This is a genomic window from Streptococcus pseudopneumoniae (assembly GCF_001073085.1).
GTDB lineage: Bacteria > Bacillota > Bacilli > Lactobacillales > Streptococcaceae > Streptococcus > Streptococcus pseudopneumoniae_M.
The window spans coordinates 1-16,488 of the sequence record NZ_JVFV01000044.1; the positions used below are offsets into that span (position 1 = coordinate 1).

A 16,488-nucleotide genomic window follows, 5' to 3' on the forward strand; every position below is an offset into this window, starting at 1 on the left:
TGGTTTTTAAAATAAATTTGATTTAGCTGTTTATTTTAAAATGATTTCTCGAATAGACAAATGAGAAGAAGAGGAAGGAGATTAGGAATGATTATTTCAGTTATTTATCCAATTTGGCTTTTAAAATGGTTTAAAGGTTAGAAATCACAAATATAAAAATAAAGGAGAAAACAAATGACAAACTTTGATAAAATGGAACAGAACTTTGTAGCTCTTACGGAAGAAGAGCTAATGGAAGTGGATGGGGGAATTGCTTGGGAGGTAGTCTCTGTGGGTATTGCAATTGGTTGGGGGATTTACCAAGTTGGTGAAGCTGCTGGTAAAACGTTCTACTATATTACTCATCCATAGTTTTTGATAAATATGAGCAAGAAAACATTTTGGATTATACTACTCGTTATTACAATTGTGGTGACTGCCGTTGGTTTAGGATTATCTGCATATAATTATTATGTTTTTGATAGACCTTTTTTCAATAGTACTACTAAAGGACTGTTGTCTGCGTTTGTTATGAGTGTATTGATGATTATTATTGGTGTATTAAAAGAAAACTAATTTTTATTATTAAAATGGAGGATAAACATGTCGAATTTACAAACTATTGAACAAAATTATACTACGTTAAGTGATGTTGAACTGCAAGAAGTCAATGGTGGAGGAGTAGTACTTTTAATTGGTGGTGGTATTTTGTCTGTTGGACTATTAGCTTGGGGTGCGTATAATGGTTATCAGTCGGCATCACGAGGTGGATAAAAAGCTAGTAAATTCTTTATAAGAAAGCAGGAGTCTGCTATGAAAACATTTTTATTAGGATTTGCTGAAGGTTATTTTATCGTGTCAGTCATTATCTATATCGCAACGTATTTGATTTTGAAAAAACCGATCAATACCTTGTTTTATCCAGAAAACTATCCAATTCTGCTTGGTCTGTTTTATGTAGGATACAAGTATCAAACAAAAGGAAGTAAGATTGGGAATTGATGGACCATCAAAATGGAGTTTGAGATGAAAGTCGTTCAAGTGTTACAAAAAGCTTGGCTAGAGTTTACTGTATGCTGCAGTTCGATGGTTTATATCATTGTTAGAATAGTCGCTGATGTAAACAAAATAAATCTACCTACATGGTTTGAAAATTTTGACATGCCTACAATTTCACTATTCTTGATAGTATTTATTTTACTTTATAGAAGTGAAGAAAAATATGATAAAGGTTGATAAAATGAATTTGAACTTTGTGGCTCCAGTATTAGGGCAATCTTGAGGAATGTTGGGGTGTTAAGCTGATGAACTGTAGTCTGATTTTAGTTAGAAAGATATTCGTATGTTTAAAAAAGAAGTGATATTATTAGGCTTGCTTCTACTAGTACGTATTGTACTTTCTATCATGCAAGTTTTAATAGACTATAAACTATTGCTAGGAAAGTATAACATAAATTTCATGGAGCTTTCAGATTTATTCTCTTATCCCCTACTTCTTTTAATCATTTACATAGCAGTAAAATATCATGCTATCCAGAAAATAAGAGGTAAAGAAGATAATCAGGATGGAAATGAATAAGACTTTAAAAATCTTTCTAACATTCCTTTTCTTATTGCTGATGAATATGTTTATTCTCAAAATACTAACAACACTTGGATTTCAGCTGACAATGAGTGAAAAGAGTCATATTGTACCACCGCTGTTTTCGATTATCGTTTTGTACATGATTGACAAAGGAATTAGGAAGAAAAAGAAATCTTTATAAATATATATTTTAGGTAGAATGTTTGTTCTACCTATTTTTATTTAGGGAAAAGTGCTGTTCAGGTGCAGTTATTGTTTTTTTAGAAATAATTTTCTTTTTGCTTCTTTGTTTGGATAAAATAATCTTACAAAGTTTTTTTGGAGATTGTTAGGAAAAGGAGTAAGATATGAAATTTAGTAAACGGCATTATCGTCCTCAGGTAGACCAGATGGACTGCGGTGTGGCTTCATTAGCCATGGTCTTTGGTTATTATGGTAGTTATTATTCTCTGGCTCACTTGCGAGAGTTGGCCAAGACGACCATGGATGGGACTACGGCTTTAGGCTTAGTCAAGGTTGCTGAGGAGATAGGTTTTGAGACGCGAGCAATAAAGGCGGACATGACCTTGTTTGATTTGCCGGATGTAACTTTTCCTTTTGTGGCTCATGTGCTTAAGGAAGGGAAATTGCTCCATTATTATGTGGTGACTGGGCAGGACAAGAACAACATTCATATTGCTGATCCAGATCCTAGTGTTAAGCTGACCAAGATTTCTCGTGAGCGCTTTGCCAAGGAGTGGACAGGAATCACTATTTTTATGGCACCATCTCCGAGTTATCAGCCTCATAAGGAACAAAAAAATGGTCTGCTTTCCTTTATCCCTATATTAGTGAAACAGCGAGGTTTGATTGTTAATATCGTTTTGGCGACCCTCTTGGTGACCTTGATTAACATTGTGGGTTCTTATTATCTGCAGTCTATCATTGATACTTATGTACCAGATCAGATGCGCTCGACACTGGGAATTATTTCGATAGGGCTAGTCATCGTTTATGTCCTTCAGCAAATCTTATCTTATGCCCAGGAGTATCTTTTACTTGTTTTGGGGCAACGCTTGTCAATTGACGTGATTTTATCCTACATCAAGCACGTTTTTCATTTACCTATGTCCTTTTTTGCGACACGACGGACAGGGGAAATCGTGTCTCGTTTCACGGATGCCAATAGTATCATCGATGCACTGGCTTCGACTATTCTATCAATCTTTTTGGATGTATCTACTGTCTTGATTATTTCAGTAGTTCTATTTTCGCAGAATAGCAATCTCTTTTTCATGAGTTTACTAGCCCTTCCTATCTACACAGTGATTATCTTTGCTTTTATGAAACCCTTTGAAAAGATGAATCGGGAAACTATGGAAGCCAATGCGGTTCTGTCTTCTTCTATCATTGAGGACATCAATGGCATTGAGACTATCAAGTCCTTAACTAGTGAAAGTTCACGCTACCAAAAGATTGACAAGGAATTTGTAGATTATCTGAAAAAATCTTTTACTTACAGTCGGGCAGAAAGTCAGCAAAAGGCTCTGAAAAAGCTTGCCCAACTCTTGCTCAATGTTGCCATTCTCTGGATGGGGGCTCTCCTAGTCATGGATAATAAGATGAGTTTGGGCCAGTTGATTACCTATAATACCTTGCTTATTTACTTTACAAATCCATTGGAAAATATCATCAACCTGCAAACCAAACTTCAGACAGCGCAGGTAGCCAATAACCGTCTCAATGAAGTTTATCTGGTTGCATCTGAGTTTGAGGAAAAGAAAACAGTCTCAGATTTGAGCTTGCTAGAAGGAGATATGGATTTCAAGCAGGTTCACTACAAATATGGCTATGGTCGAGATGTCTTGTCGGACATCAATCTAACCATTCCGCAAGGCTCTAAAGTGGCTTTTGTAGGAATTTCAGGATCGGGTAAGACGACCTTGGCTAAGATGATGGTTAATTTTTATGATCCTAGTCAGGGGGAGATTAGTCTGGGTGGTGTCAATCTCAATCAGATTGATAAAAAGGCTCTGCGCCAGTATATCAACTACCTGCCTCAGCAGCCCTATGTTTTCAATGGGACGATTTTGGAGAATCTTCTCCTCGGAGCTAAGGAGGGGACGACCCAGGAGGATATCTTGAGAGCAGTGGAGTTGGCAGAGATTCGGGAGGATATTGAGCGCATGCCACTGAATTACCAGACAGAATTGACTTCGGATGGAGCGGGCATTTCAGGTGGGCAACGTCAGAGGATCGCTTTGGCGCGTGCTCTCTTGACCGATGCGCCTGTCTTGATCTTGGATGAGGCGACCAGCAGTCTAGATATTTTGACCGAGAAGCGAATTGTCGATAATCTCATGGCTTTGGATAAGACCTTGATTTTCATCGCCCATCGTTTGACCATTGCTGAGCGGACAGAGAAGGTTGTCGTTTTGGATCAGGGCAAGATTGTCGAAGAGGGTACACATATGGATTTACTGGCTCAGGGTGGTTTTTATGCCCACTTGGTGAATAGTTAGAGAGGAGAAAAGATGCAATCAGAATTTTTAGAAAGTGCTGAGTTTTACAATCGTCGTTACCATAATTTTTCTAGTTATGTGATTTTTCCAAGTTTTATCTTGTTTCTATTCTTGCTAGTTTTTTCAATCTTTGCACAAAAGGAGATAAGCTTGACAGCTGGAGCTACGGTAGAACCTGCTCGTATCATTGCTACCATTCAGTCTAGTAGTAATAGTAAGATTGTGGCGAATCATTTGGCTGAAAATAAGTTTGTCAAGCAAGGGGATCTTCTCGTTCAATACCAAGAGGGAGCAGAAGCCGTTCAGGCTGAGAATTATGCCAGTCAGTTGGAAATGCTCAAGGATCAGAAGGTTCAACTGGAGTATTTAAAAGCAAGCCTTCAAGCAGGAAGTGATCAATTTCCTGAAGCAGATAAATTTGGCTATCAGCATAGTTTTTTAGATTATCTAAATCAAGCTGCTAGTCTGCGAAGTCAGGTTGAGCAACAAAATGCTAGTATATCATCTCAAAATGCAGCAGCTAGTGGTAGTCAGGCAGAGTTAGGCAATCTCATCGGTGAAACCCAGTCCAAAATTAAAGAATATCAGCAAGCCAAGTCTGCTATTCAGGGTGATGGATACTTAGAGAGTGATCATCCAGCTTATGCTATTTATCAGTCGACAAAGGAGCAGGGATCGGAAGCCAAACAGCAGGCCTTATCTCAGCTAGATGCTCAAATCACTCAGTTGGAGTCAACTCTTGCAGGTTATCGAGTACAGTATGCAGGTTCAGGAGCCCAGCAAGCGTATGCATCTGGATTGGGAAGTCAGTTGGAGTCATTAAAATCTCAGCAACTAGCCAAGGTAGGCCAGGAATTAACGCTCTTGGATCAGAAAATTCTTGAAGTGGAGTCAGGTAAAAAGATTCAAGGAAATCTTTTAGAGAAGGGGAAAATTACAGCAACAGAAGATGGTGTTCTACATTTGAATCCTGAGCATAGTCGATCTACCATCATTCCAGAAGGAACTATCCTCGCTCACCTTTTTCCACAGTTGGCTAGAGAGAGGAAGGCAAAACTGACAGCTTATGTCAGTTCTAAGGAAGTGGCTGATCTCAAGCATGGAAATGAGGTAAGATTTACAACAGTAACAGATGCCAATAAGCAGCTAGTGTTGACATCCAAGATTACGAATATCGATACCAGTGCGACTCAGACAGAAAAGGGCAATTTCTTTAAATTAGAGGCAGAGACGGATTTGAATGCTGAACAAGCAGAAAAACTTCGTTATGGACTTGAAGGTCGTTTGACTATGATTACAGGTAGGAAGAGTTTTTTACGCTACTATCTTGATCGTTTTTTGAAACAAGAATAAGGTTCGCATTCTAACTCAAATCAATCTTAGAAAATCGCAAATGAAAAATCGTTTGCGATTTTTCTGTACTTTTTCAGATACTATACAAAATATAGTTCGTGTAATATTTGATTTTTAGTGTCTGTTGTGTTAGAATGATGTAAAGTAATGCGAAAGGCGAACAAGAAAATGTCCAGTAAACTTATTTATACGGGAAAAGCTAAAGATATCTATACTACAGAAGACGAAAATGTGATTAAGTCGGTCTACAAGGACCAGGCCACTATGCTGAATGGAGCTCGCAAAGAGACCATAGAGGGGAAAGGTGTGCTCAATAATCAGATTTCGTCTCTTATTTTCGAAAGATTGAATGCGGCTGGTGTGGCGACACACTTTATCGAACGTATTTCTGACACAGAACAACTCAATAAGAAGGTGACCATCATTCCTTTGGAGGTTGTTCTTCGTAACGTGACTGCAGGTTCTTTCTCAAAACGTTTTGGCGTGGAAGAAGGTTTGGACTTAGAAACTCCAATCGTTGAATTTTACTACAAGAACGATGAGTTGGATGATCCATTTATCAATGATGAGCATGTGAAGTTCTTGAATATTGCCAATGATGAACAAATTGCTTATATCAAGGAAGAAACGCGTCGTATCAATGAATTGCTGAAAGATTGGTTTGCACAAATTGGTCTTCGTTTGATTGACTTTAAATTGGAATTCGGTTTTGATAAGGATAGCAAAATTATCTTGGCAGATGAATTTTCACCAGACAACTGCCGTCTTTGGGATGCTGAAGGGCACCATATGGACAAGGATGTTTTCCGTAGAGATTTGGGCAGCCTAACGGATGTTTATAAGGTTGTGTTAGAGAAATTGCAGGGCTTGAAGTAACTTGATTGAAACGGAAAACCTTCGTCTTTCAAGTAAAAGGACTCAGGCTGAAAAGGTCTACTAAACCTTTTCACTCCGTCGTGATCTTGGTAGCTTGACAGATGTTTATGAAGTTGTATTGGAAAATTGCAAGGCTTGAAATAAGTTGTTTGAAACGGAAAACCTTCGTCTTCGATAACCTATTTGAATAGAAATAAAGGAAATAAAATGGATAAACGTATTTTCGTTGAGAAAAAAGCTGATTTTCGTGTGAAATCTCACTCTTTAGTAAAAGAATTACAGCATAATCTTCAGTTGAAAACCTTGAATGATCTTCGTATTGTTCAGGTTTACGATGTTTTTGGTTTGGCAGAGGACTTGTTTGCGCGTGCGGAAAAACATATCTTCTCTGAGCAAGTGACTGATACTGTTTTGGATGAAGCTGCGGTTAAGGCTGATCTTGAGAAGTATGCTTTCTTTGCTATCGAAAGTTTGCCTGGTCAATTTGACCAACGTGCGGCATCTTCACAAGAAGCTTTGCTTTTGTTGGGTAGTTCAAATGATGTAACAGTGAACACAGCGCAACTTTACTTGGTTAACAAGGATATTGATGCGAATGAGTTGGAAGCTGTCAAAAACTACCTTTTGAACCCAGTGGATTCTCGTTTCAAAGATATCACTGTTGGCATTGAGAAACAGGATTTCTCTGAGTCTGACAAGACCATTCCAAACTTGGATTTCTTTGAAAGCTATACGGCAGAAGATTTTGCCAAGTATAAGGCTGAGCAAGGCTTGGCAATGGAAGTGGATGACCTTCTCTTCATTCAAGATTACTTCAAATCTATTGGACGTGTACCAACTGAGACTGAGTTGAAGGTTTTGGATACTTACTGGTCTGACCACTGCCGTCATACAACTTTCGAAACTGAGTTGAAAAACATCGACTTCTCAGCTTCTAAATTTGAAAAACAATTGCAAGCGACTTATGACAAGTATATTGCCATGCGTGATGAGTTGGGACGTACCGAAAAACCTCAAACCTTGATGGATATGGCGACTATTTTTGGTCGTTATGAGCGTGCTAATGGTCGTTTAGAAGACATGGAAGTGTCTGATGAAATCAATGCCTGCTCAGTTGAAATTGAAGTGGATGTTAATGGTGTGAAAGAACCATGGCTTCTCATGTTCAAAAACGAAACTCATAACCACCCAACGGAGATTGAGCCATTTGGTGGAGCGGCTACTTGTATCGGTGGTGCCATTCGTGACCCATTGTCAGGTCGTTCATACGTTTACCAAGCCATGCGTATCTCAGGCGCTGGTGATATTACAGCCCCGATTTCAGAAACACGTGCTGGTAAATTGCCACAACAAGTGATTTCTAAAACAGCGGCTCACGGTTATTCTTCATACGGTAACCAAATTGGTCTTGCAACAACTTATGTTCGTGAATACTTCCACCCAGGTTTCGTTGCTAAGCGTATGGAGCTAGGTGCCGTTGTCGGTGCAGCTCCTAAGGAAAATGTTGTCCGTGAAAAGCCTGAAGCTGGCGATGTGATTATCTTGCTTGGTGGTAAGACTGGACGTGACGGTGTCGGCGGTGCGACAGGTTCTTCTAAAGTTCAAACGGTTGAATCTGTTGAAACAGCTGGTGCTGAGGTTCAAAAAGGGAATGCCATCGAAGAACGTAAGATTCAACGTCTTTTCCGTAATGGGGATGTGACCCGTCTGATTAAGAAATCAAATGACTTTGGTGCTGGTGGTGTCTGTGTGGCTATCGGTGAATTGGCTGATGGTCTTGAAATTGATCTAGACAAAGTGCCATTGAAATACCAAGGTTTGAACGGTACAGAAATTGCCATCTCTGAGTCTCAAGAACGTATGGCCGTGGTGGTTCGTCCAAAAGATGTGGATGTCTTCATTGCAGAATGTAACAAAGAAAATATTGATGCTGTTGTCGTTGCGACGGTGACTGAGAAACCAAACCTTGTCATGCACTGGAATGGTGAAACAATCGTTGATTTGGAACGTCGTTTCCTTGATACAAACGGTGTACGTGTAGTCGTAGATGCTAAGGTGGTTGACAAGGATGTCAAGCTTCCAGAAGAACGTCAAACATCTGCCGAAACCCTTGAAGCTGATACTCTTGAAGTCTTGGCTGACCTGAACCATGCAAGTCAAAAAGGGTTACAAACCATCTTTGATAGTTCAGTTGGTCGTTCAACAGTCAATCACCCACTCGGTGGTCGCTACCAAATCACACCAACGGAAGCTTCTGTACAGAAATTGCCAGTCCAACATGGTGTGACTCATACGGCTTCTGTCATGGCGCAAGGATTCAACCCTTATGTAGCAGAATGGTCTCCATATCATGGTGCTGCCTATGCAGTCATCGAAGCAACAGCTCGTTTGGTTGCTGCTGGTGCCAACTGGTCTAAGGCTCGCTTCTCTTACCAAGAGTACTTCGAGCGTATGGATAAACAAGCAGAGCGTTTTGGTCAACCAGTATCAGCTCTTCTTGGATCAATCGAAGCTCAGATTCAACTTGGCTTGCCATCTATCGGTGGGAAAGACTCTATGTCTGGTACCTTTGAAGAATTGACAGTACCACCAACCTTGGTTGCTTTTGGGGTAACAACTGCAGATAGCCGTAAGGTTCTTTCTCCAGAATTCAAAGCTGCTGGTGAAAATATTTACTATATTCCAGGTCAAGCTTTGGCGCAAGAAATTGACTTTGATCTTATCAAGTCTAACTTTGCTCAATTTGAAGCCATTCAAGCTGACCATAAAGTGACAGCAGCATCAGCTGTCAAATATGGTGGTGTCGTTGAAGCTCTTGCCCTTGCAACATTTGGTAACCATATCGGTGCTAACGTTGAATTAGCTGACCTTGACACTAGCTTGACAGCCCAATTGGGTGGATTCGCCTTCACATCGCCTGAAGAAATTGCAGGTGTTGCCAAGATTGGACAAACAGTGTCTGACTTTACACTGGTTGTCAATGGTGTAACGCTTGATGGACACAAACTTGACAGTGCCTTCCAAGGTAAATTGGAAGAAGTTTACCCAACGGAATTTGCACAAGCAACTGAGTTGGAAGAAGTACCTGCTGTAGCATCAAACGCTGTGATCAAAGCTAAAGAAACAGTTGAGACACCAGTGGTTTACATCCCAGTATTCCCAGGTACGAACTCTGAGTACGATTCAGCTAAGGCCTTTGAAAAAGAAGGTGCAAAAGTCAACTTGGTACCATTTGTAACACTGAACGAAGAGGCGATTGTCAAGTCTGTTGACACCATGGTTGACAATATCGAAAAAGCAAATATTATCTTCTTTGCAGGTGGTTTCTCAGCAGCGGATGAACCAGATGGATCAGCTAAATTTATCGTTAATATCTTGCTTAATGAAAAAGTACGTGCAGCCATTGATAGCTTCATCGAAGGTGGTGGTTTGATTATCGGTATCTGTAACGGATTCCAAGCTCTTGTTAAATCAGGTCTTCTTCCATATGGTAACTTTGAAGATGCAAGCAGTACGAGTCCAACCCTCTTCTACAATGATGCCAACCAGCACGTGGCGAAGATGGTTGAAACACGTATTGCCAATACCAACTCACCATGGCTTGCCGGAGTTGAGGTTGGTGATATCCATGCCATCCCAGTATCACACGGTGAAGGTAAATTTGTCGTGACAGCTGAGGAATTTGCAGAGCTTCGTGACAATGGTCAAATCTTTACCCAATATGTTGACTTCGAAGGGAAACCAAGCATGGATTCTAAATACAATCCAAATGGTTCGGTCAATGCGATCGAAGGTATCACAAGCAAGAACGGTCAAATTATTGGTAAGATGGGTCACTCAGAACGTTTCGAAGACGGTCTCTTCCAAAATATTCCAGGAAATAAAGATCAACATCTCTTTGCATCAGCGGTTAAATACTTTACTGGGAAATAAAAGGTATAAAAAATGACATACGAAGTAAAATCTCTTAATGAAGAATGTGGTGTTTTCGGCATCTGGGGCCACTCAGATGCTGCCAAAATGACCTATTTTGGACTCCATAGTCTTCAGCACCGTGGTCAGGAGGGGGCAGGAATCCTCTCCAATGACCATGGACAATTGAAGCGTCATCGTGATATGGGGCTTTTATCAGAAGTCTTCAAAAATCCTGCTAATTTGGATAAATTGACAGGGACTGGAGCGATTGGACACGTGCGCTATGCGACTGCGGGAGAAGCTTCTGTAGACAATATCCAACCTTTCCTCTTCCGCTTTCACGATATGCAGTTTGGTTTGGCTCATAATGGGAATTTGACCAATGCAGAATCACTCAAGCAAGAATTGGAACAAAGAGGAGCAATCTTTAGCTCGACTTCTGATTCAGAAATCTTGGCTCACTTGATTCGCCGTAGCCACAATCCAAACCTGATGGGGAAAATTAAGGAAGCACTCAGTCTTGTTAAAGGTGGTTTCGCTTATCTCTTGATGTTTGAAGATAAGTTAATTGCAGCCCTTGATCCAAACGGCTTCCGCCCTCTGTCAATCGGGAAAATGGCCAATGGAGCAGTTGTGGTTTCATCTGAGACCTGTGCCTTTGAAGTCATCGGTGCCGAGTGGATTCGCGATGTGAAACCAGGTGAGATTGTCATTGTTGATGACAATGGCATCCAGTATGACAGCTATACAAACGATACTCAGCTGGCAATCTGTTCCATGGAGTATATCTATTTTGCCCGTCCTGACTCCAATATCCATGGTGTCAATGTTCATACGGCTCGTAAGAGAATGGGAGCTCAATTGGCACGTGAGTTCAAGCACGAAGCTGATATTGTAGTTGGGGTACCAAATTCCTCACTCAGCGCAGCTATGGGATTTGCTGAAGAATCAGGTCTGCCAAATGAAATGGGGCTCATCAAGAACCAATACACGCAGCGGACCTTTATCCAGCCGACTCAAGAATTGCGCGAGCAAGGAGTTCGAATGAAATTGTCTGCCGTTTCTGGTGTCGTTAAAGGCAAACGTGTGGTCATGATTGATGACTCTATCGTGCGAGGAACAACATCTCGTCGGATTGTTCAGTTGCTGAAGGAGGCTGGCGCTTCTGAAGTTCACGTTGCCATTGGGAGTCCTGCTCTTGCCTATCCATGTTTCTACGGAATTGATATCCAGACACGTCAGGAGTTGATTGCGGCTAATCATACCGTTGAGGAAACTTGCCAAATCATTGGTGCGGATAGTCTGACTTATCTTTCTATTGATGGATTGATTGACTCTATTGGGATTGAAACAGATGCGCCAAATGGCGGTCTCTGTGTGGCTTACTTTGATGGGAACTATCCAACTCCTCTCTATGATTATGAAGAAGAATATCGTAGAAGTTTAGGAGAAAAAACAAGTTTTTACGAATAAAAATCCCCATTGAAGGAAAGGAAGAGGAATAAACAAATGATAAATAAAAATGCTTATGCGCCACGTCTCACTACTGACTAAAAGCTAAAGCATTTGTCAGTAGACGCTTTCTCCTATGGGACCAAAGCTAGAGACCTGACTAGTATTTTTAGATAAAATAATTGTTTATCTAAAAATACGTCGCAGTCTTTCTCAAAAAAAGAAAAGGAATGAATAAAATGACGAATAAAAATGCTTATGCGCAGTCTGGTGTGGACGTTGAAGCGGGTTATGAAGTTGTTGAACGGATCAAAAAACACGTGGCACGTACGGAGCGTGCAGGTGTTATGGGAGCTCTTGGTGGTTTTGGTGGCATGTTCGACCTTTCAAAAACAGGTGTCAAAGAGCCAGTTTTGATCTCAGGTACAGATGGTGTTGGTACTAAGTTAATGCTGGCTATCAAGTATGACAAGCATGATACCATTGGTCAAGACTGTGTGGCCATGTGTGTCAACGATATCATCGCTGCAGGGGCAGAGCCTCTTTACTTCTTGGACTATATCGCAACTGGTAAAAATGAACCAGCTAAACTAGAACAAGTTGTTGCTGGTGTGGCTGAAGGTTGTGTACAAGCTGGTGCAGCACTTATCGGTGGTGAAACGGCTGAAATGCCTGGTATGTATGGCGAAGACGACTATGACTTGGCTGGTTTTGCTGTTGGTGTTGCAGAAAAATCTCAAATCATCGACGGTTCAAAAGTAGCTGAAGGAGATGTGATTCTTGGACTTGCCTCAAGCGGAATCCATTCAAATGGTTACTCACTTGTGCGTCGTGTCTTTGCGGATTACACAGGCGAAGAAGTCTTGCCAGAATTGGAAGGCAAAAAGCTCAAAGAGGTCCTTCTTGAACCAACTCGTATCTACGTCAAAGCTGTTTTGCCTCTTATCAAAGAAGAATTGGTCAATGGGATTGCCCACATCACAGGTGGTGGTTTTATCGAAAATGTCCCACGTATGTTTGCGGATGACTTGGCTGCTGAAATTGACGAAAGCAAGGTCCCAGTTCTTCCAATTTTCAAAGCCCTTGAAAAATATGGTGAAATCAAACATGAAGAAATGTTTGAAATCTTCAACATGGGGATTGGTCTCATGCTTGCGGTGAAGCCAGAACACGTGGAACGTGTCAAAGAACTTCTTGACGAACCTGTTTATGAAATCGGTCGAATTGTGAAGAAGACAGATGCTAGTGTGGTGATTAAATAATGGCTAAAAAAATTGCTGTATTTGCCTCTGGCAATGGCTCAAACTTACAGGTGATTGCAGAACAGTTTCCAGTTGAGTTTGTCTTTTCTGATCATCGAGATGCCTACGTCCTTGAGCGTGCAGAAAATCTTGGAGTTTTAACCTATGCCTTTGAACTCAAGGAATTTGAGAGCAAGGTAGACTACGAAGCAGCCATTGTCGAGCTCTTGGATGAGCACCAGATTGACCTAGTTTGTTTGGCCGGTTATATGAAAATCGTCGGTCCAACCTTGCTAGCAGCCTATGAAGGACGTATTATCAATATTCACCCGGCTTACCTTCCAGAATTTCCAGGCGCTCATGGTATTGAAGATGCTTGGAATGCTGGCGTTGACCAGTCTGGTGTGACCATTCACTGGGTGGATTCTGGTGTGGACACTGGTAAGGTTATCAAACAAGTCCGTGTGCCAAGACTAGCTGATGATACCATTGACAGTTTTGAAGCTCGCATTCATGAGGCGGAGTATAAACTGTATCCAGAGGTGTTGGATAGTTTGGGAGCTGCACGAAAATAAGGAAGCCCTCGAGCTGAAAGAAAATTTTCGACTGTAGCAAATGAAGAACTTTTTTAAAAAAGGAAAAGAAATAACATGACTAAACGCGCACTAATTAGTGTTTCAGACAAAGCGGGCATTGTTGAATTTGCCCAAGAACTTAAAAAACTTGGTTGGGATATCATCTCAACAGGTGGTACCAAAGTTGCCCTTGATAATGCCGGTGTTGATACCATTGCCATCGACGATGTGACTGGTTTCCCGGAAATGATGGATGGTCGCGTCAAGACTCTCCATCCAAATATCCACGGTGGACTCTTGGCTCGTCGTGACTTAGATAGCCACTTGGAAGCGGCTAAAGACAACAAGATTGAGCTCATTGACCTTGTGGTGGTCAACCTTTACCCATTTAAGGAAACTATCCTTAAACCAGATGTGACTTATGCTGATGCAGTTGAAAATATCGATATTGGTGGGCCATCTATGCTTCGTTCAGCAGCGAAAAATCATGCCAGTGTTACAGTTGTGGTAGATCCTGCTGACTATGTTGTGGTTTTGGACGAATTGGCAGCAAACGGCGAAACCTCTTATGAAACTCGCCAACATTTAGCAGCCAAAGTATTTCGTCACACAGCGGCTTATGACGCTTTGATTGCAGAATACTTCACAGCTCAAGTGGGTGAAAGCAAGCCTGAAAAACTCACTTTGACTTATGACCTCAAGCAACCAATGCGTTACGGTGAGAACCCTCAACAAGATGCAGATTTCTACCAAAAAGCCTTGCCGACTGCCTATTCGATTGCTTCAGCTAAACAGCTTAACGGTAAAGAATTGTCCTTCAACAATATCCGTGACGCTGATGCTGCCATCCGTATCATTCGTGATTTTAAAGAACGTCCAACCGTTGTGGCTTTGAAACACATGAACCCATGTGGGATCGGTCAAGCTGACGATATCGAGACTGCATGGGACTATGCTTATGAGTCTGACCCAGTGTCTATCTTTGGTGGAATTGTCGTTCTCAACCGTGAGGTAGATGCTGCGACAGCTGAGAAGATGCACGGCGTTTTCCTTGAAATCATCATCGCACCAAGCTATACGGATGAAGCGCTAGCTATTTTGACCAACAAAAAGAAAAACTTGCGCATTCTTGCCTTGCCATTTGACGCACAAGATGCTAGTGAAGTGGAAGCAGAATACACAGGTGTTGTCGGTGGACTCCTCGTTCAAAATCAAGACGTGGTCAAAGAAAGCCCAGCTGACTGGCAAGTGGTAACCAAACGCCAACCAACTGAGACAGAAGCGACAGCCCTTGAGTTTGCTTGGAAAGCAATCAAGTACGTCAAATCAAACGGCATCATTGTGACTAATGACCACATGACACTTGGCGTTGGCCCTGGTCAAACCAATCGTGTGGCTTCCGTCCGTATTGCTATTGACCAAGCTAAAGACCGTCTTGATGGTGCTGTTCTTGCTTCAGATGCCTTCTTCCCATTTGCGGATAACGTGGAAGAAATTGCTAAGGCAGGTATTAAGGCCATCATTCAACCAGGTGGCTCCGTCCGTGACCAAGAGTCTATTGAAGCTGCTGATAAATACGGCTTGACTATGGTATTCACAGGAGTAAGACATTTTAGACATTAAGAAAATAAAAGGGAAGAAAACAGTTTCTTTCCTTTTTTGCTTAAAAAAGCTTAATGAAACAAGATTAAAACGAACGTTTATGGTATAATATTAATAAATAATTCGCAAAAGAGGTTGAGAGATGAAACTGTTAGTTGTTGGCTCAGGTGGTCGTGAACATGCGATTGCCAAGAAGTTATTAGAGTCTAAAGACGTTGAGAAAGTTTTCGTGGCACCTGGAAATGACGGTATGACCTTAGATGGACTTGATTTGGCGAATATCTCTATTTCCGAACATTCTGCATTGATTGAATTTGCAAATGCCAACGATATCGCCTGGACCTTTATCGGTCCAGATGATGCTCTTGCAGCTGGTATTGTGGATGATTTCAATGCGGCAGGACTCAAAGCCTTTGGTCCGACCAAGGCTGCGGCTGAGCTTGAGTGGTCTAAGGATTTTGCTAAGGAAATCATGGTCAAATACGACGTTCCGACAGCAGCTTATGGGACCTTTTCAGATTTCGAAGAAGCCAAGGCCTACATCGAAGAAAAAGGCGCTCCAATCGTCGTCAAGGCAGACGGCTTGGCCCTTGGGAAAGGTGTCGTTGTTGCTGAGACAGTTGAGCAAGCTGTCGAAGCTGCTCATGAGATGCTCTTGGACAATAAATTCGGTGATTCAGGTGCGCGTGTGGTCATTGAGGAATTTCTTGACGGGGAAGAGTTCTCTCTCTTTGCCTTTGTCAATGGGGATAAGTTCTGCATTATGCCAACGGCACAGGACCACAAGCGTGCCTACGATGGCGACAAAGGCCCTAACACTGGTGGGATGGGTGCCTATGCGCCAGTTCCTCACTTGCCACAGAGTGTGGTTGACACAGCGGTTGACACTATTGTCAAGCCAGTCCTTGAAGGTATGATCAAAGAAGGTCGTCCGTATCTTGGAGTCCTTTACGCGGGGCTTATCTTGACAGCTGATGGCCCTAAAGTCATCGAGTTCAACTCACGCTTTGGCGATCCTGAAACGCAAATCATCTTGCCTCGTTTGACATCTGACTTTGCACAAAATATCACTGACATTTTGGATGGCAAAGAGCCAGCCATCACTTGGACAGACAAGGGTGTGACACTGGGCGTGGTTGTGGCATCAAACGGCTACCCACTCGCTTATGAGAAGGGTGTCAAGCTTCCAGCTAAGACAGATGGTGACATCGTCACTTACTATGCTGGAGCGAAATTCGCTGAAAATGGCCAAGACCTCCTCTCAAACGGAGGACGTGTCTATATGTTAGTCACCACAGCAGATACTGTCAAAGACGGCCAAAATATTATCTACAACCAACTCAACAAACAAAACACAGAAGGCCTCTTCTACCGTACGGATATCGGTAGCAAGGCGATAAAAGATTAAC

The 16,488-nt window shown here is 41.7% G+C and carries 16 protein-coding genes; all 16 read left to right on the forward strand.

What is annotated here, in order from left to right; translation table 11 throughout:
* Window positions 1-174 precede the first annotated feature (174 nt).
* The gene (locus ADH90_RS09845) at window positions 175-351 is read left to right on the forward strand and encodes a class IIb bacteriocin, lactobin A/cerein 7B family (protein WP_000180823.1); all 177 of its coding nucleotides are present in this window, start codon (window positions 175-177) and stop codon (window positions 349-351) included.
* A 12-nt stretch (window positions 352-363) separates the two neighbouring features.
* Window positions 364-555: a hypothetical protein gene (locus ADH90_RS11020; protein ID WP_004236903.1), complete on the forward strand. Its 192-nt coding sequence runs from the start codon at window positions 364-366 to the stop codon at window positions 553-555.
* Between the two features lie 27 nt (window positions 556-582).
* Complete coding sequence (locus ADH90_RS09850) at window positions 583-753, forward strand: H354_08695 family bacteriocin-like peptide (RefSeq protein WP_000067700.1); 171 nt, start codon at window positions 583-585, stop codon at window positions 751-753.
* A 39-nt stretch (window positions 754-792) separates the two neighbouring features.
* Entirely contained in the window at window positions 793-981 is a 189-nt protein-coding gene (locus ADH90_RS09855; protein ID WP_049531126.1) for a hypothetical protein, read from the forward strand.
* A gap of 24 nt (window positions 982-1,005) precedes the next feature.
* Complete coding sequence (locus ADH90_RS09860) at window positions 1,006-1,215, forward strand: hypothetical protein (RefSeq protein WP_049531242.1); 210 nt, start codon at window positions 1,006-1,008, stop codon at window positions 1,213-1,215.
* Between the two features lie 106 nt (window positions 1,216-1,321).
* On the forward strand, window positions 1,322-1,558 hold the full coding sequence (locus tag ADH90_RS09865; RefSeq protein WP_049531127.1) for a hypothetical protein: 237 nt from the start codon (window positions 1,322-1,324) through the stop codon (window positions 1,556-1,558).
* Window positions 1,551-1,745, forward strand: coding sequence for a hypothetical protein (locus tag ADH90_RS11675; RefSeq protein WP_049531243.1), 195 nt, complete (start codon window positions 1,551-1,553; stop codon window positions 1,743-1,745). The genes ADH90_RS09865 and ADH90_RS11675 overlap by 8 nt, the downstream gene beginning before the upstream one ends.
* A gap of 166 nt (window positions 1,746-1,911) precedes the next feature.
* Window positions 1,912-4,065 (forward strand): peptide cleavage/export ABC transporter ComA, encoded by a 2,154-nt coding sequence (gene comA, locus ADH90_RS09875; RefSeq protein WP_049531128.1) that lies wholly within the window; start codon window positions 1,912-1,914, stop codon window positions 4,063-4,065.
* 12 nt (window positions 4,066-4,077) lie between these two features.
* Window positions 4,078-5,418 (forward strand): bacteriocin secretion accessory protein, encoded by a 1,341-nt coding sequence (locus ADH90_RS09880; RefSeq protein ID WP_049531129.1) that lies wholly within the window; start codon window positions 4,078-4,080, stop codon window positions 5,416-5,418.
* Between the two features lie 168 nt (window positions 5,419-5,586).
* Window positions 5,587-6,294 (forward strand): phosphoribosylaminoimidazolesuccinocarboxamide synthase, encoded by a 708-nt coding sequence (gene purC / locus ADH90_RS09885; RefSeq protein ID WP_049531131.1) that lies wholly within the window; start codon window positions 5,587-5,589, stop codon window positions 6,292-6,294.
* A 207-nt stretch (window positions 6,295-6,501) separates the two neighbouring features.
* A complete protein-coding gene (locus tag ADH90_RS09890; RefSeq protein ID WP_049531132.1) occupies window positions 6,502-10,227 on the forward strand; it encodes a phosphoribosylformylglycinamidine synthase in 3,726 nt (1,241 codons plus the stop codon).
* A 12-nt stretch (window positions 10,228-10,239) separates the two neighbouring features.
* Complete coding sequence (gene purF / locus ADH90_RS09895; protein ID WP_049531133.1) at window positions 10,240-11,682, forward strand: amidophosphoribosyltransferase; 1,443 nt, start codon at window positions 10,240-10,242, stop codon at window positions 11,680-11,682.
* 218 nt (window positions 11,683-11,900) lie between these two features.
* Window positions 11,901-12,923, forward strand: coding sequence for a phosphoribosylformylglycinamidine cyclo-ligase (purM, locus tag ADH90_RS09900; protein ID WP_049531134.1), 1,023 nt, complete (start codon window positions 11,901-11,903; stop codon window positions 12,921-12,923).
* The gene (gene purN, locus ADH90_RS09905; RefSeq protein WP_001074680.1) at window positions 12,923-13,477 is read left to right on the forward strand and encodes a phosphoribosylglycinamide formyltransferase; all 555 of its coding nucleotides are present in this window, start codon (window positions 12,923-12,925) and stop codon (window positions 13,475-13,477) included. Before purM ends, purN begins: the two co-directional genes overlap by 1 nt.
* Window positions 13,478-13,552: 75 nt before the next feature.
* Entirely contained in the window at window positions 13,553-15,100 is a 1,548-nt protein-coding gene (purH, locus tag ADH90_RS09910; protein ID WP_000166533.1) for a bifunctional phosphoribosylaminoimidazolecarboxamide formyltransferase/IMP cyclohydrolase, read from the forward strand.
* A 121-nt stretch (window positions 15,101-15,221) separates the two neighbouring features.
* Window positions 15,222-16,487, forward strand: coding sequence for a phosphoribosylamine--glycine ligase (purD, locus tag ADH90_RS09915; protein WP_049531135.1), 1,266 nt, complete (start codon window positions 15,222-15,224; stop codon window positions 16,485-16,487).
* Window position 16,488: the final 1 nt, after the last annotated feature.